This window comes from Timonella sp. A28 (genome assembly GCF_051200815.1).
Taxonomy (GTDB): domain Bacteria; phylum Actinomycetota; class Actinomycetes; order Actinomycetales; family Cellulomonadaceae; genus Timonella.
Genome location: NZ_CP195159.1, coordinates 1,770,693 through 1,784,790, shown reverse-complemented (window position 1 = coordinate 1,784,790; position 14,098 = coordinate 1,770,693). Strand labels below are relative to the sequence as shown.

General features: G+C 53.0%; 11 protein-coding genes. 4 read left to right on the top strand and 7 right to left on the bottom strand.

The genetic code is table 11. From position 1 onward, the window contains the following. Nucleotides 1–48: 48 nt before the first annotated feature. The 3 genes from ACR9EC_RS08460 (at nt 49) to ACR9EC_RS08450 (ending at nt 3,685) form a co-directional block, all read left to right on the top strand. On the top strand, nt 49–1,536 hold the full coding sequence (locus ACR9EC_RS08460; RefSeq protein ID WP_435298792.1) for a dihydrolipoamide acetyltransferase family protein: 1,488 nt from the start codon (nt 49–51) through the stop codon (nt 1,534–1,536). Between the two features lie 116 nt (nt 1,537–1,652). Further along, nucleotides 1,653–3,032, top strand: coding sequence for a sensor histidine kinase (locus ACR9EC_RS08455; RefSeq protein WP_435298791.1), 1,380 nt, complete (start codon nt 1,653–1,655; stop codon nt 3,030–3,032). Continuing rightward, nucleotides 3,032–3,685 (top strand): response regulator transcription factor, encoded by a 654-nt coding sequence (locus ACR9EC_RS08450; RefSeq protein WP_435298790.1) that lies wholly within the window; start codon nt 3,032–3,034, stop codon nt 3,683–3,685. The genes ACR9EC_RS08455 and ACR9EC_RS08450 overlap by 1 nt, the downstream gene beginning before the upstream one ends. 14 nt (nt 3,686–3,699) lie before the next feature. On the opposite strand, the gene ACR9EC_RS08445 is transcribed toward ACR9EC_RS08450, so the two are convergent. The 3 genes from ACR9EC_RS08445 to ACR9EC_RS08435 all read right to left on the bottom strand — a co-directional run bounded on the left by ACR9EC_RS08445 (nt 3,700) and on the right by ACR9EC_RS08435 (nt 6,461). Further along, entirely contained in the window at nt 3,700–5,334 is a 1,635-nt protein-coding gene (locus ACR9EC_RS08445) for a SulP family inorganic anion transporter (protein WP_435298789.1), read from the bottom strand. A 4-nt stretch (nt 5,335–5,338) separates the two neighbouring features. Then, nucleotides 5,339–5,755 carry an ArsR/SmtB family transcription factor gene (locus ACR9EC_RS08440; protein WP_435298788.1) on the bottom strand — a complete coding sequence of 139 codons (417 nt, stop codon included), beginning with the start codon at nt 5,753–5,755 and terminating at the stop codon, nt 5,339–5,341. 85 nt (nt 5,756–5,840) lie between these two features. After that, nucleotides 5,841–6,461: a hypothetical protein gene (locus ACR9EC_RS08435; RefSeq protein ID WP_435298787.1), complete on the bottom strand. Its 621-nt coding sequence runs from the start codon at nt 6,459–6,461 to the stop codon at nt 5,841–5,843. 256 nt (nt 6,462–6,717) lie between these two features. Here ACR9EC_RS08435 and ACR9EC_RS08430 point away from each other — a divergent pair, with 256 nt between their 5' ends. Next, nucleotides 6,718–10,389, top strand: coding sequence for a TM0106 family RecB-like putative nuclease (locus ACR9EC_RS08430; RefSeq protein WP_435298786.1), 3,672 nt, complete (start codon nt 6,718–6,720; stop codon nt 10,387–10,389). A gap of 18 nt (nt 10,390–10,407) precedes the next feature. Here the strand turns inward: ACR9EC_RS08430 and ACR9EC_RS08425 are convergent, their stop codons facing one another. Genes ACR9EC_RS08425 through ACR9EC_RS08410 form a run of 4 tightly spaced genes read right to left on the bottom strand, consistent with a single transcriptional unit; the run spans nt 10,408 to nt 14,053 of the window. Beyond that, nucleotides 10,408–11,430 carry a hypothetical protein gene (locus tag ACR9EC_RS08425; protein WP_435298785.1) on the bottom strand — a complete coding sequence of 341 codons (1,023 nt, stop codon included), beginning with the start codon at nt 11,428–11,430 and terminating at the stop codon, nt 10,408–10,410. Between the two features lie 3 nt (nt 11,431–11,433). Beyond that, on the bottom strand, nt 11,434–12,435 hold the full coding sequence (locus ACR9EC_RS08420; RefSeq protein WP_435298784.1) for a vWA domain-containing protein: 1,002 nt from the start codon (nt 12,433–12,435) through the stop codon (nt 11,434–11,436). Then, nucleotides 12,432–13,553 carry a vWA domain-containing protein gene (locus tag ACR9EC_RS08415; RefSeq protein WP_435298783.1) on the bottom strand — a complete coding sequence of 374 codons (1,122 nt, stop codon included), beginning with the start codon at nt 13,551–13,553 and terminating at the stop codon, nt 12,432–12,434. Before ACR9EC_RS08415 ends, ACR9EC_RS08420 begins: the two co-directional genes overlap by 4 nt. After that, nucleotides 13,550–14,053, bottom strand: a complete 504-nt coding sequence (locus ACR9EC_RS08410) for a hypothetical protein (protein ID WP_435298782.1) — start codon at nt 14,051–14,053, stop codon at nt 13,550–13,552. The genes ACR9EC_RS08415 and ACR9EC_RS08410 overlap by 4 nt, the downstream gene beginning before the upstream one ends. Between the last annotated feature and the right edge of the window lie 45 nt (nt 14,054–14,098).

The window sequence follows — 14,098 nt, the reverse complement described above, 5'->3', positions numbered from 1 at the left end:
CGTGTACCTGTACAACTTCGAATTGGCGTTTAGTAACCGAGGAACAACATGCCCACCTTTGAACGTTTTCCCATGCCGGATGCCGGTGAAGGTCTCACCGAAGCCGAGATCGTCGAATGGAAAGTAAAAGTCGGTGACACTGTCACCGTTAACCAAGTGATCCTTGAGGTGGAAACCGCAAAGTCGCTTGTAGAGTTACCGTCGCCGTTTAACGGTGTTGTCACTGAGATTATTGGCAATGAAGGTGACCTCATTGATGTTGGCACAATCATTATGGTTGTGGACACGGATCCGAATGGCCCGCCGGCACCAACTGACGAGCCTGCCGCGCCAGCTGCTGAACTCGCCCCCGCAGCAGAGCCAGTTCCAGTAACGTCGGTTATTTCTACGTCGCGCGTTGCGGAACTTGCTGCAACAAAAGCTGCCGCAGAACCTGTTGCTGAGGTGCCGCCAACAGTTACACGTGTATCTGCTTCAGCGGTCTCCGCAGAAACTGCCACGAAGAGTGTAGAACAGCCTGCAGATGAGGAGCCGGGAGCAGTTCTTGTCGGTTACGGCATTACACACGGCTCAACTAAGCGTCGTCCACGCAGCACGGACGTTCTTACGGTAAGTAAACCTTCTGGCAGTGAAGCTGTACGCACTAAACCGCCTGTGCGAAAACTTGCACGCGACCTTGGCATTGATTTGTCTTCCGTGGACCCGACAGGCCCAGGCGGAATCATTACTCGTGAGGACGTGCTGGCTGCATCTGCTGCAACAGAACCTCGGGCTTTGGCAACATACGCCGACGATGACGCACCGTGGCTTGCACAAGGGACAGTATCTGAAGACGGACGTCAAACTCGTGTCCCAGTTAAGTCTGTTCGTCGTCGTACGGCAGAAGCGATGGTTCATTCGGCGTTCACTGCACCGCACGTAACTGTGTTCCACACGGTTGACGTAACTAAGACGATGAAACTCGTTAAGGCGTTGCGTGAAGACCGCGAGTTCGCTGAAGTTCGTGTGACACCGTTGCTTATCGCTGCGAAAGCGCTCATGCTTGCGGTTTCTCGCCACCCAGAGATTAACGCAAGTTGGGATGACGAAAACCAAGAAATCATTTACAAGCATTACGTGAATCTTGGTATTGCTGCGGCTACACCTCGCGGTCTGATTGTGCCGAACATTAAGAACGCACACCGTCTTGGTTTGAAGGGCTTAGCTGAGGGTATCGCTGGGTTAACGTCAACGGCGCGTTCCGGTAAGACGAGTGCCGCTGACATGTCTGATGGCACGATCACGATCACGAACGTGGGTGTTTTCGGTATTGATACGGGAACCCCGATTTTGAACCCTGGTGAATCTGCGATCCTCGCGTTTGGTGCAATCCGTGAACAGCCTTGGGTGCACAAAGGCAAAATTAAGAAGCGTTGGGTGACTCAACTGGCGTTGAGCTTTGACCACCGTCTTGTTGATGGTGAACTTGGTGCTCGCACTCTCGCAGATGTTGCGGCAGTTCTAGAGGAACCTTCACGCGGCTTGGTGTGGGGCTAACCGTATGTAACTGCGTGGGCTTCTCCGTGCTTTTTCTGTTGGGTGGGGGTTAACCCCCACCCAAGAGTGGTGACAACCGGCTATTGTCTAAAGCAGCAGGTGGAGAGGATTAAACCATGAGTTCAACACTTCAAGATACGTACCTTGTTAAGGGCGCCCTCGCCTCGTCTCCACTTTTTAATGGCAGCAATGCTACGGGCGGTGTTATTGGAAAATTTTTTCACCGCTCAACATGGATGGCTTTCGGTTACAACTGCTTCCTGATCTTTCCAGCATCATTCTTGTTTGCGTATGGCGTCCTGGTTTTCTCTCTGGGGTTGCCGCTTGCTGCGCTTGTCTTTGGTTTACCAGTTTTTGCCGCGCTCATCATGGGCGCACGAATGGCAGGGGGTGTTGGGCGTAGCCTGACAAACGCGATGCTTGATACCAGTATCCGTAAGCCGTTAGAAGGCCTGCGCAAGCCGGGCATTGGCGGTTTTATACGTGCTGGATTGTCTGATGCTGCTGGTTGGCGCGCTATCGGATACTTTTTTGTGTCGTTTATTATTTCGCTGATTGCGTTTACTTTCAGCCTGACGTTTTTTGCGATTGGGGTAGGTGGAACAACCTATGGCGTGTGGTACCGCTACCTTCCAGAGCAGCAGGCCTCAGATGGTACGTGGCATCGTGGGTCGCAACTGTACCCTGACTATTTCATTGATACTCCGCCGCGAATCATGGCGTACACGGTGGTATCCCTCCTCATCTTTTTGTTTGTGTGGCCAGCGATTAACAATGGTTTCGCTAAACTGCAAGGATTGCTTGCCGCAACTTTGTTAGGCCCCACTGCGGGCAGTTTGCGTAAGCATGAACTGGAAGTCCACAAAGTTCGGGTGGCTGAAGCGAATGTGGAGCGGATGCGTGGCATCGAACGTGACTTGCATGATGTCACTCAGGCGCAACTTGTTGCTATTGCCATGAAGGTTGGCGACGCTAAGGAACGTCTGGCAGCTGGAGAGTCAGCGGAAGACATTTTGCAGACTCTTGATTCGGCTCACTCGACATCGAAGAATGCGTTGACTGACCTGCGAGGTCTGGTACAGGGTATTCATCCTGCTGCGTTGAATGATGGTTTGGCTGTCGCGTTAACAACGTTGTCGTCGACAAGTGCCATCAACGTGAATCTTGAACTTGATATTACCGATGACGTTGCGCCTGCTGTGGAAGCTGTCGTGTATTACAGTGTTGCCGAGCTGTTGAACAACGTGGCTAAACATTCAGGTGTAACGAAAGCGGACGTTGTTGTGTATACCCGTGCCGCAGATCTCGTGGTTGTTGTTCGTGATCAGGGACGAGGCGGCGCGCAGGTCAGGCAGCGTGATTCTTTGCATGGCACGGGCCTTGATGGTGTTGTGCAGCGTGTCATGAGTGTCGATGGTGGTTGTCGTATAAGTTCCCCTGAGGGTGGCCCAACTATTGTTGAAGTTGTGGTGCCCCGCATGCTGAAAGTTGTGTAATGAGAGTAGCGATCGCTGAGGATTCGACGATCTTACGAGTGACGTTGGCCGAGCTCCTAGAGGGGCGCGGCCATCGCGTCGTTGTGCAGGCACGGGATGGGCAGTCTTTGCTGTTGGCGTTGCAGGACGAGACGCAAGACGACGTTGATGTTGTTGTCATGGATGTGCGCATGCCGCCTACGTTCACGAATGAGGGTATTACGGCGGCTTTGTCGTTGCGTGAGACTCACCCTCATATCGGGATTTTGGTGTTTTCGCAGTACGTTGAGACCCGTTATGCGGCGCAATTGTTTGCCGGGCATCCGGCTGGTCTGGGATATTTGCTGAAGGATCGCGTAGCGGAGGTTTCTCAGTTTATTGACGCGTTGGAGCGTATTGCTGCTGGTGAAACGGTTCTTGACCCGGAGGTTGTCAGTAAGCTGATTGGGGTTTCGTCTGTGCGGGACGACATTTCGTTGCTTACTGCTAGGGAGCGCGAAGTGCTGGAACTTATGGCGCAGGGTCGAAGTAATGGCGCTATTTGCGCTGCCTTGCACGTGTCGGTGGGCACTGTAGAAAAATATATTTCCGCAATTTTTGTGAAGTTGGGATTGCAGCCGGGGGATGGCGACCATCGTCGGGTGCTTGCTGTCTTGAAGTATCTAGGAGTGTGATTCTTAGTCACTGTTTAAGTGCGGGAGAGGTGCAGCTTTGCGTATTCGACGGCGAGTTCAAGGTCTTGAAAAATGTGTCCTTGGTCTTGCAAAGATTCAAGAACGCCTACTCGTCTAAAAAGTTCAAGGTGGCTTGGCTGTACACCTTTGATGAGTACGGTGATGTTTCGGGCCGATAGCTGTCGCACTATTTCGCTGAGCACGTGGGCTCCAGTAGCATCGACGATTCCTAGGCGTGACACTCGCAGAATTGCAACGGAAACTCCCTCAACGGCTAGCGCAGAGTGGAGCACACGATCTGCCGCCGCGAAAAAGAGTGGCCCATCAATTTTGATGGTCGCAATAGCTTGGGCTGAAGACTCAGGGGAGTGCGCAATGGTTTCGACGGTTACTGACGTTGAGCGTGAGAGCCTGCGCAAAATAAGGAATCCAGCAACACCGATACCAATGACGACGGCAACAATAAGATCCACAGACACTGTCACGAGTGCAGTGATTGTGAATGCTACAGCGTCAGAACGCGTTGATGTGAGTATTGAACGGGCTGTGGTCAGGTCGATCATGCGTATCGCCGTCACCATGAGTACGCCTGCAAGGGACGCTAAAGGAACGAGCCCTACAGGTTGGGCCGCAACCCCAATGATGGTGATGAGCACAAGCGAATGAAAAATTGCGGCGACTCTAGTGCGTGCCCCCGCTTTTACGTTCACAGCGGTTCGGGCAATCGCACCGGTCGCGGGCATGCCACCAAACAGACCGGAGCCAATGGACGCTAACCCTTGCCCAACTAATTCTCTGTCCGGGTCGTACGGTCCAGTATCAGACATGGAGGAGGCAACCCGCGCAGAGAGCAGAGACTCGATCGCGGCAAGTGCAGCAATTGTTAGCGCAGCAGGAAGCAGCGTTGTTAGTGCGGTACTGGAAAATGCTGGAAGGTGAGGGGCATGCACGGTGTTTGGTAGTGCACCAATGCTAGCGAGGCCGCTCGGGAGCACGAGCGACATGATGGTGACGACGACTATGCCAACGAGGGAACCGGGAATCGCGGCATGAACTTTAGGGAGAAGAATCATGCACGCGGCAACAATTCCCACCGCGCCGAGTGCCCACAACAGGTAACTTGCTTCTGCGTGCGTAAGGGCCTGAAACGCCGCCACGGCAGCATTATTGCTGGATGGCGTGTATGAGTGTGAGGTGAGTGACGGGATCTGCTGTAAGAAGATGATGATCCCGATGCCAACGGTGAAACCTTCAATGACCGGCCACGGTATGAACGACACAATGCGTCCCAGTTTTAACGCTCCGGCTATGAGCACTAGTACGCCAGCCATGACCGTAACTAGTGCAAGGGCTTGGAGTCCGTGAGTGCTCATGATGGGCGCTAAGACGACGACCATGGCTCCGGTTGGGCCGGACACCTGAATGTGGGAGCCGCCAAAAACCGCTGCAATAATTCCGGCGATAACGGCTGTGATGATTCCTGCTTCTGCGCCTGCGCCAGAAGAAATCCCAAATCCGAGCGCTAACGGAAGTGCGACGATGCCGACGGTGAGCCCAGCGAGGAGGTCGTTGCGCCATGTTGAGGGGAGCGCCGCATAGTCGGCGCGTTGGGGCATGAGTTTGCGTAGGTAGCGCGTAAGGCTGTTCATGATGTTACTGGTTGTGGTTGTGGTTGTGCTGAGTGGCACTGGTGGTGGGCTTGGTTGGTGTGGGGGAGTCGAGTGCTGGCAGGTGGGTGAGGTCTGTCGCTAGGTTTCCGTGCGCTGCGATGATGCCGGTGAGTAGCGTGCGTGCTACCGCGAGGAGGTCAGCTACTTCAGGGTAGGTGATGCGGTAGTACACGTGGCTTGCTCGTCGGGTGGAGGTGACGAGTTGGTGGCGTCTGAGTACGGCAAGGTGTTGTGACAGGTGTGAGGCTTCTAGTTCGGTGCCGAGTTGTAGTTCGGTGACGGTGTGTTCTTTGCCGTCTGCGAGGAGTTCAAGGATGCGTATACGCAAGGGGTGGGATAGCCCCTTGAAGAGTCCTGCTTTGACTTCGTAGAGCGGCCGATTCGTTTCATCTAGTGACATGATGAAATCATCATATCGCTGTTGTGACTATCACCGTGGGCCCTTGGTCTGGGCAATCGTGCTGGAGTGGAAACGTTGCTTTGTTTTACCCGAGCTGCAACGTGCTGGTTTTTCCTGTTGAAGTGAAGCCAAGCGTTGCGTAGTACTTGACGGTGTGCGGGTTGGTTGGGGTCGTCACAACGACGCGTGAAAAACCTTGCGAACGTAGCAAACCGGAATCTTGGAATACGTATTTTCCTGGCGTGAAATCCCGGAAGCGGGGAGTGACATAGTCCAAGAGAACGTGCGCTGTGCCATCTCCTTCGTCACGAATAAGTACCACGCCAACTGTTTCGTCTTCGTGCAAGACAAGGTGGGCTTCTGAAGCTTCATCGTCACGGCTAAAGTGAGGGCTGGTTTCGGCGATGTCCGCTGCATGTTTGGTTAAGAGAAACTGTAAGTAAGCGTCGTCGGGGTTCACCGTCACAACCGCGTATGCGCGCGCAGTTGCGGTATGCGCGGTGAGTTTGCGCAGGTGATAAATGTTGATGAGAGCCAACACAAAGTTAAGGCCAAGAACAGGCCACAAACTACCCAAAGTCGCATACACAACAGAGACAGTGCAGCCAAGCAGATTTAACACGCGAAGGCGCAGGATGCGGGTTTGCAACAGCGACCAAACAACAATCGCAGATCCGATCCAACCTAGAATCTCTAGCCAGTTCATGTGTGACCTCAAAAGTAGCGGGCACTTCACCATCGAAGCGCGTCAGCAGGTGCTATGTATTTTACTGCCTTTTCGTAGAAAAGCGCATGATCAAATGCTAGCAAATTCAAGCGGTCAAGCGATTAACACGGGTGCTTTTTCAACCTCACAATAATCGACTCACCTACCCAGAAGTCCACGCAAAAACGCGTGCTCACGATACAACTAGAGACACAACCTAGAACTCACACGTGTGCGAACACTACAAGGGAAAAACATGACCTACAGCGTGACCGACCTCGTCGCAGCCTCAACCTGCCAATACAACGCTGTACGAGCCTACGAACTGCGACACGGGTTACGCTTCCCAGAATGCGGCAACACCGCACGCACCTGCACCCGCCAAGACTGCACCGACCACACCCACGACCACATGCAAACCCGACTCGCAGAACTCGGCAACACCCACGAACACGCACTACTCGCAGCATACGAAAAACAGTACGGCCAATGGACACCACACAACCCGTCCGCAGGAGGAGTATTCCGAGCCGACACCGTCGACGAACAACACCGCGAAGAACTCACCGCACAAGCGTTTGCAACACACGCCGACGTCCTCTACCAAATAGACATCCACGACGGTGAACTCACCGGACGAGCAGACTTCATCGTCAAACAACCAGACGACACCTACGCGGTATACGACACCAAACTAGCCCGCACAGCCTCAACACAAGCAGTCCTGCAAATAACGGCATACGCGCACGCACTCAAAAAACAAGGAATCAACGTCAGCAGACACGGATACCTAGCGCTTGGTTCCGGAGACATCACACGCCACTCACTGCTCGACACCACCCCCGTATACCTGCGACTACGACACACATACGAACAACTCATCGCCTCACGAGCAAACAAAAAACCAGCACAATGGGCAACCAACAGAGACAACCCCCACGCATTACACACGTGCGGACGCTGCCCACAATGCACACGACAACTAGAACCACACAGAGACGTCCTGCTCGTCAGCGGCTGCACCACCGCGCACCGAACCGCACTCAACACGCATGGCATTCACACTGTTGAAGACCTAGCGGCACTCGCAACACACCCAGAAAACCCCGACAGTGCTGTCACGCTCGACCCACAACACGGCCGCATCAACATCAACTCGACAACTCTGAACAAACTCGTCGCGCAAGCACAACTCCTCATCGACGGAGAAGCACACTACAAACAGCACGGAATTGGCCTCTACAAGGTGTACGACACCAAAGCCTTCACGCTCCTCCACCCCGAAAGCCCAGGAGACATATTCTTCGACTTTGAAGGAGACCCGCTCTACGCCGAAACCGGATCGCACGAATGGGGCCTTGAATACCTCTTTGGCTGGTGCACCCGCGAACACGACGACACCGGCCACCGCGCATTCACCGCGCTATGGGCACACAACCGAAAACAAGAAAAACAAGCATTCGAACAGTTCATCGACTACCTCACACAACGAGTCGACGAACACCCCGGTATGCACGTCTACCATTACGCACCCTACGAAACCACTGCACTAAAACGCTTAGCAGTGCGGCACGGAACCCGAGAAGACGCACTCGACGCACTCTTACGAGCCGGAATATTCGTTGACCTCTACGCAGTTGTACGAGGCACAATCAGAACATCAGGGCACTCGCTATCCATCAAAAAACTAGAACCCTTTTACGCCGACAAGTTAGGCGAAAACCGTCAAGGAGTGACCACCGCGGTTGACTCCATCACGCAGTACGCTCACGCAATCGCCCTACGCGACGCCGGAAAACAGCAAGAAAGCGCGGCAGAACTCGCACTCATCGCCGAATACAACCGTTACGACTGCGAATCCACCTACCACCTGCTGAACTGGATAGGGGACATCGCTGAAGCTAACGGCGTCCACTGGCGCACCGCAACCCACCAAACCCTCATCGAAGAACCCAACACCCTCGACGACGACACACCCCGACACGCAACAACCACACGACTACACGAACACATTGAACGGCTCACCGAGCAGTGGCATCACGCCATAGCCCACGCCGAAGCCCACGGACTGCCACACCCCGCAGAACCAGACGCTCGCACTATCGCGCGCATGGGCTGGGCCGCAATCGACTACAACAAACGCGAAAATAAACAATACTGGTGGAGCCACTACGCCAGACTGCATGCCCCCATCGAAGAATGGTCCGGATCAGAGATTTTTCGGCCCACCCGCAGCGAAGTTATCGAAGACTGGCACACCCCACCAAAAGCCCGCACCCACCAACGGCTCGTGCGCTTACACGGAGAACTAGAACCCGGGAACAAACTCTCAACCGGAACAAACGTAGTAACGATCTACAACAATCCGGCCCCACCGCAATTAAAAACCTCAACAACAGGGATACGAAGCTGGGGTTCAGCACACATCGAATCTCTCGACTTAATACCCGGACCGGGAGACTACGCCTCTATCGTTATTCGTGAAAAAACAGGAAAAACTGAAGAACCCTGGGATGACCTACCCGTTGGATTAGGGCCAAGCAGCCCAATCGCTACAACAGCAATTGATGAGCGGCTCCTCGAATACGGGCAAGAAATCCTTGCAGCATTAGAAGATAACCCCGACCGACCGCACTTCCCTGACACTGCACGAACCCGACTGCTACAGCGCCGCGGCACAGCACACCACACACTCGACCCCGACAGCTCAACCACGAACCCGTGGACGCAACGAATACTGGCATCCCTACGCGCAGACGACCACGCAGTCGTCGCAGTACAAGGACCGCCCGGGGCAGGAAAAACCTATGTGGCATCACACGTCATCGCAACACTTGCCCGCTCAGGGTGGAACATTGGTGTCGTCGCACAATCTCATGCCGTCGTCGAAAACGTGCTCCATGCAGTCCTCAAACGTGGCCTCACCACAGACATGGTTGCTAAAAAACCTGGCAGAAAATTAGAAGAAGACGAAACGTGGCCATTCACTATCGTGGAAGCACGCACAGCCGCCGACTACTTTGCACAAGCAGCCACCGGAACCGTCACCGGAGGGACAGCATGGACATACTCCCATCCAGACTTCAGCCCCACCGACGGCTACGACTTGATCGTTATCGACGAAGCCGGCCAATACTCCATGGCAAATTCCCTAGCCGTCACACATCGGGCGCAACGCATACTGCTCCTTGGTGACCCACAACAGTTGCCGCAGGTCAGCCAAGGCACGCACCCAGAACCCGTCGACGAATCTGCGCTCGCCTGGCTAGTCGAAGACCATCCCACCATTACGGAAGACCGTGGGTTCTTCCTCGACCAAACATGGCGGATGCATCCAGACCTCACCGAGGTAGTTTCAGAACTGTCATACGAAGGGAAACTCCATTCGGTGCCGCACACCCAAGAACGATACGTTGCAGGGCTTCGTCCCGGCCTGCACACAATGCTCGTTGACCATCACGGAAATACGGTGCGATCGCGTGAAGAAGCACGCATCATCGTAGACACGATTGCTCGTTTGTGCGGAACACAATGGCGGCTCGACGACTCACACCAGGCACGCCCACTTGAGCCGCGCGATTTCATCGTCGTGGCCCCATACACAGCTCAAGTCAAACTGTTGCGCGACGACCTTAATCGTGCAGGTTTCACTGAGACACCAGTAGGAACAGTCGACAAATTTCAAGGTCAAGAAGCAGCTATAGCACTGGTGTCTTTAGCTGTGTCCGATGTCGAAAATTCGCCGCGTGGACTCGAATTTGTGCGCAATAGAAACCGGCTAAACGTATCGATCTCGCGGGGACAACACAGTGCGTTTCTCGTTCACGCGCCAGCACTGCTCGACGCCGTGCCTCATACAATTCCGAGCATGGAAGAACAAGGAGCATTTATGCGGCTCTCACAGGCAGGCATAACTGAAAACCTGTGAGAACCACATGATGCGGTGTCACCACTGACGTTGTGACTCGCTTGGCGAGTCCAAATAGCTTTCTGTGGCTTCGCGATCTGCCTGCCCAGCCTTGTTACGTTCGGCTAGCGCGTCGCGGCGCTTGTCCTCGGCAGAGCCCAAGTCCTGCGAAGTCTGTGACTCGTCCGTGCCGTCTTGCTCATCAGACTCAGAAGAGTTCGAATCTTCACCGCCAGCGTCAGAATCTGGCGACTCAGAAGGGTCGTTATCTTCAGATCCTGTCTGATTGTCACCATTGCTGTCGCCGTCATTACCGTTATTTCCAGGGTCAGAGTTCCCCTCATCAGGGTTTGACTCTTGCGGCGGTGGTGGCGGCTCATAAGAGCGTAAATCGTCGAGAATCTTTTCTACTGCCTCTTTGTTTAGTGCAATCCGATCTGCGCTTTTAGACGGGTCAGGACACAAAAACTCAGAGTGCAACTGAACCCCAACAGTGTACTGTTCGAGGACTTTTTCGTAGGCTTCAATGAGCGATGGTAATTGTTCTTCGAGGGTTTTGAGGGCGTCGTCGTAGGCCTGTTTAGATGAAGGGTCTTCAAGGGTCTGACGAAGACCCTGATACTCATCCCAAGGAGTGGTTTGCTCTGCGAACAGTTCGTCGCCCCACAGTCCATAAGACACAACATGATTGTTTCGAATCATGCACATGGGCGGTATCTCATCGCCGGATAAACGTCGATAATCTTCAAGCGGTGACAGTGCAGGAGCACGTTTTTCGGCTTCTTCAAATTCGGGGAAAGCCGAGAGGAAAGAACCCGCAGCGGCATGAGACGTACCTACGTTGAATGGGGGAACCCAGCCTTCACGCGGCAGACCGCTGCCGGTTTTCAAAAAGTGAGCAATACCAGAGCTGTAGTTTTCTGCTTTGTATGAGGAAATTCCAAGATCATTGGACCACATGGTTTTTATCAGCCCAACGCCAGCAACTACGGCAAGAATCATAGGTGCCAGCGACCACAACAGCCATTTTTTCCGGAGACGACGCAACTCGTGGCGAGACATAATTTAACCCACCTTCCGAGTCATCCGAGATGTGGAATCAACAAGTTCCCACATCAGTAAAAGACCTAACAGCACAGCAAAAGGCCAGATGAATAACTGTTGCACCTCAACTACCCGGTAGCCCTGTGCCATCACTAGTTGCGGGTCCACTCCAGCGATAGCTTTATCCATGGACGACGAATCGTTACGATGCAACAGCTGCACCCCTATGTCGTTGGCAACCGCTGTAAGTTCGGCAAGATCAATCTTGGAAATCGCAGGACCAGCAGGGGATAACGTGAAATCTTCAATGTATTCGATGCTGTTATTACTCGGGTCATAGCGTTTCATCTTGCCGCCGTCTTCTGTGCCATAACCAAGCACAGCCCCACCATCAACATACTTTTTGAGTTCCGCGAAAGATTGCCGTTTCTCTTCGGACGTATTTTCTCCATCAGTGAAGAGATACACGATTCGTTTATTTTGCGGATTATTGCTGTGCGAACGCTTCAGCTCCGTAGCTAACGTCTCGTACACGCGGTTAAGGCTTGACCCCGAAGAATTCAATGTTGTTTCTTGATTGAGTCCATCCACCCACGAATGTAACGCAGACGTATCAGTGGTTAAAGGGATTTGCCGGGTCGCCTTAGAATCAAACGAAATAACTGAAAATCGTGACCCGGAAAGCTGATCAATAGTGTCATGTAGATCTTTTCGTACACCATCTAAGCGCGGCTTATTCTTCTTGCCATAATCTTCTGCAGCCATCGAACCTGTTCGGTCTACAACCAAATACACGTCGACGTTTGTTCGAGCGAACTCAGCCGATTCTTCATAGATAGAAGGGCCAAAACCAATAAACACAACGAGAAGGGAAACCGCCACGCGCCGAACCCACACGACCACAGATTTCCGCGACCACGAGCGAGAGCGTGCATCTTGCACAGCAAAGAATCCAACAACGCCAACAATGACAACTGATAAAACAGCCCACACCAAGCCGGGAAAAAGAGGCACAAAACTCATTCGCTCAACCTCCTTTGCACAGCAAAGAACACAACAAGCGAAGCCAACAAGACAAAGAACCACGGCCCTACAATGTTGTGCCGAGAAATAATAGGCGTGGCATCATGCAACACTGCTTGACGATTTTGCACGTCAGTAACGATGGAATTGATCATCTCTGGATCGTCTGAATAAAAGTACATGCTGTCTTTCGCTTGCGAGAACACTTTGCGGTATTCCTGCTCGTCTTCAAGTTCTCCGCCGCCTGCACCATACAGTCCGATAAGCGAAATGTTCATTGAGGATGCAAGCTCAACTGCTTCTTTTAGCGAATACACGGACTCGCCTTGTAGGTCGTTATCTGTAGCGAAAATAATAGATTTTGAGCGCTCGTCGTTGTCTTTGCTCTCTTCAGCGTCTTTATCTTTTTCTGCGTTCTTTTCTGCGGCTTGTTGCGCATCCAACCCAGACTCTTCAAACAGCAACGCACAGTTCGCTAAACCATCACCGATTAGTGAAGACCCCACTTCAAGGTCAGTGTTTGCCCCTGCCGTGAAATACAAATAGTTTTCAATCAAATCAGGGTTGTGTGTGGTGACGTTCGGGTCAAGAGCAATGGATGCCTCTTTGAGCTGCTCGCGGATGAGAGCGTAGTCGTCAGTGAGTGGAAAAACGAGGCGCGACGTCGAGTTAAAAACCGATAAAGCGATACGTTCACCAGCAAAGTTTTCCGTCAACGTGGTAAACACGTCAACAAGTTCGCGATCGTATTCCAGCATGGAACCAGACACGTCAAGACACAACACAATGTCACGATTCGCGAGACGTGGATCTTGCACAACAACGTTGACTGGCTTCGCCACCAAAACACTCGTCGCAGTCAGCGCACACGCAAGAGAGAACACCCCAACGCCCTGCAACAACCGATACGTGCGTAACTGTTTACGATACTCAGGCAACTGATGAATGTAGCGTGTGTTAGCAAGCCAAATCGTTGTTTCAGACTCGTCGTTAAGAGCCCGCTGCGCCCTTTTCTTCTGCAAGAACACAACCACACCAACAGCAACAACTGCTGAAATCAAAAAAGCTGCAATAACCCACGGGTAAGAAAGCTCAACCGAAGTATGTTCGACAGTCACAGGTTCGTCACCACCAATAACGCATCTTGAATATTCACAACATGTGGCTGTGGCTGCCCTGGCTGATGCGGTGCTACACCTTCACGAGAAAAAGCAGGCATGTAGCAGCGCGCAATAATATCTGCGATAGGTGCAGCCGCCGGATCATCTTTCAGATCAGTAAGGGTCATGTGTGTTGCACGCACGCCGCGGACTTGCTCCACAAACTCACGCACAATCGCACTCAACTGCTGATGAAGTTCACGCTCATCAATCGTGCCCTTATCGAACTCTTGGCCCAACGCACCAATCCGGTCACGATACATGTCACGCATAGTTTTAGACGGCGCAACAGGAACAGGACCCTGCGCGGAATCCTTATTGTGGCGGCGCGCAACATATCGGCGACTCACAATAGGCAAAACAACAAGCCACGCGACAACAACAGCAAAAAGCGCCAATGCTAAAACAAGCCACCACATACTGTAGTCCGCTGGCGGAAGAAAATTACTGGTGTGCATGAGCCTCTTACTGTGTTTCTAGGGGGCAGTAAACCATCACAAAAC

Excerpts from the sequence above, each read along its gene's own strand:
- ACR9EC_RS08460 (WP_435298792.1), top strand. The coding sequence starts at position 49 with ATGCCCACCTTTGAACGTTTTCCCATGCCGGATGCCGGTGAAGGTCTC.
- ACR9EC_RS08455 (WP_435298791.1), top strand. The coding sequence starts at position 1,653 with ATGAGTTCAACACTTCAAGATACGTACCTTGTTAAGGGCGCCCTCGCC.
- ACR9EC_RS08450 (WP_435298790.1), top strand. The coding sequence starts at position 3,032 with ATGAGAGTAGCGATCGCTGAGGATTCGACGATCTTACGAGTGACGTTG.
- ACR9EC_RS08445 (WP_435298789.1), bottom strand. The coding sequence starts at position 5,334 with ATGAACAGCCTTACGCGCTACCTACGCAAACTCATGCCCCAACGCGCC.
- ACR9EC_RS08440 (WP_435298788.1), bottom strand. The coding sequence starts at position 5,755 with ATGTCACTAGATGAAACGAATCGGCCGCTCTACGAAGTCAAAGCAGGA.
- ACR9EC_RS08435 (WP_435298787.1), bottom strand. The coding sequence starts at position 6,461 with ATGAACTGGCTAGAGATTCTAGGTTGGATCGGATCTGCGATTGTTGTT.
- ACR9EC_RS08430 (WP_435298786.1), top strand. The coding sequence starts at position 6,718 with ATGACCTACAGCGTGACCGACCTCGTCGCAGCCTCAACCTGCCAATAC.
- ACR9EC_RS08425 (WP_435298785.1), bottom strand. The coding sequence starts at position 11,430 with ATGTCTCGCCACGAGTTGCGTCGTCTCCGGAAAAAATGGCTGTTGTGG.
- ACR9EC_RS08420 (WP_435298784.1), bottom strand. The coding sequence starts at position 12,435 with ATGAGTTTTGTGCCTCTTTTTCCCGGCTTGGTGTGGGCTGTTTTATCA.
- ACR9EC_RS08410 (WP_435298782.1), bottom strand. The coding sequence starts at position 14,053 with ATGCACACCAGTAATTTTCTTCCGCCAGCGGACTACAGTATGTGGTGG.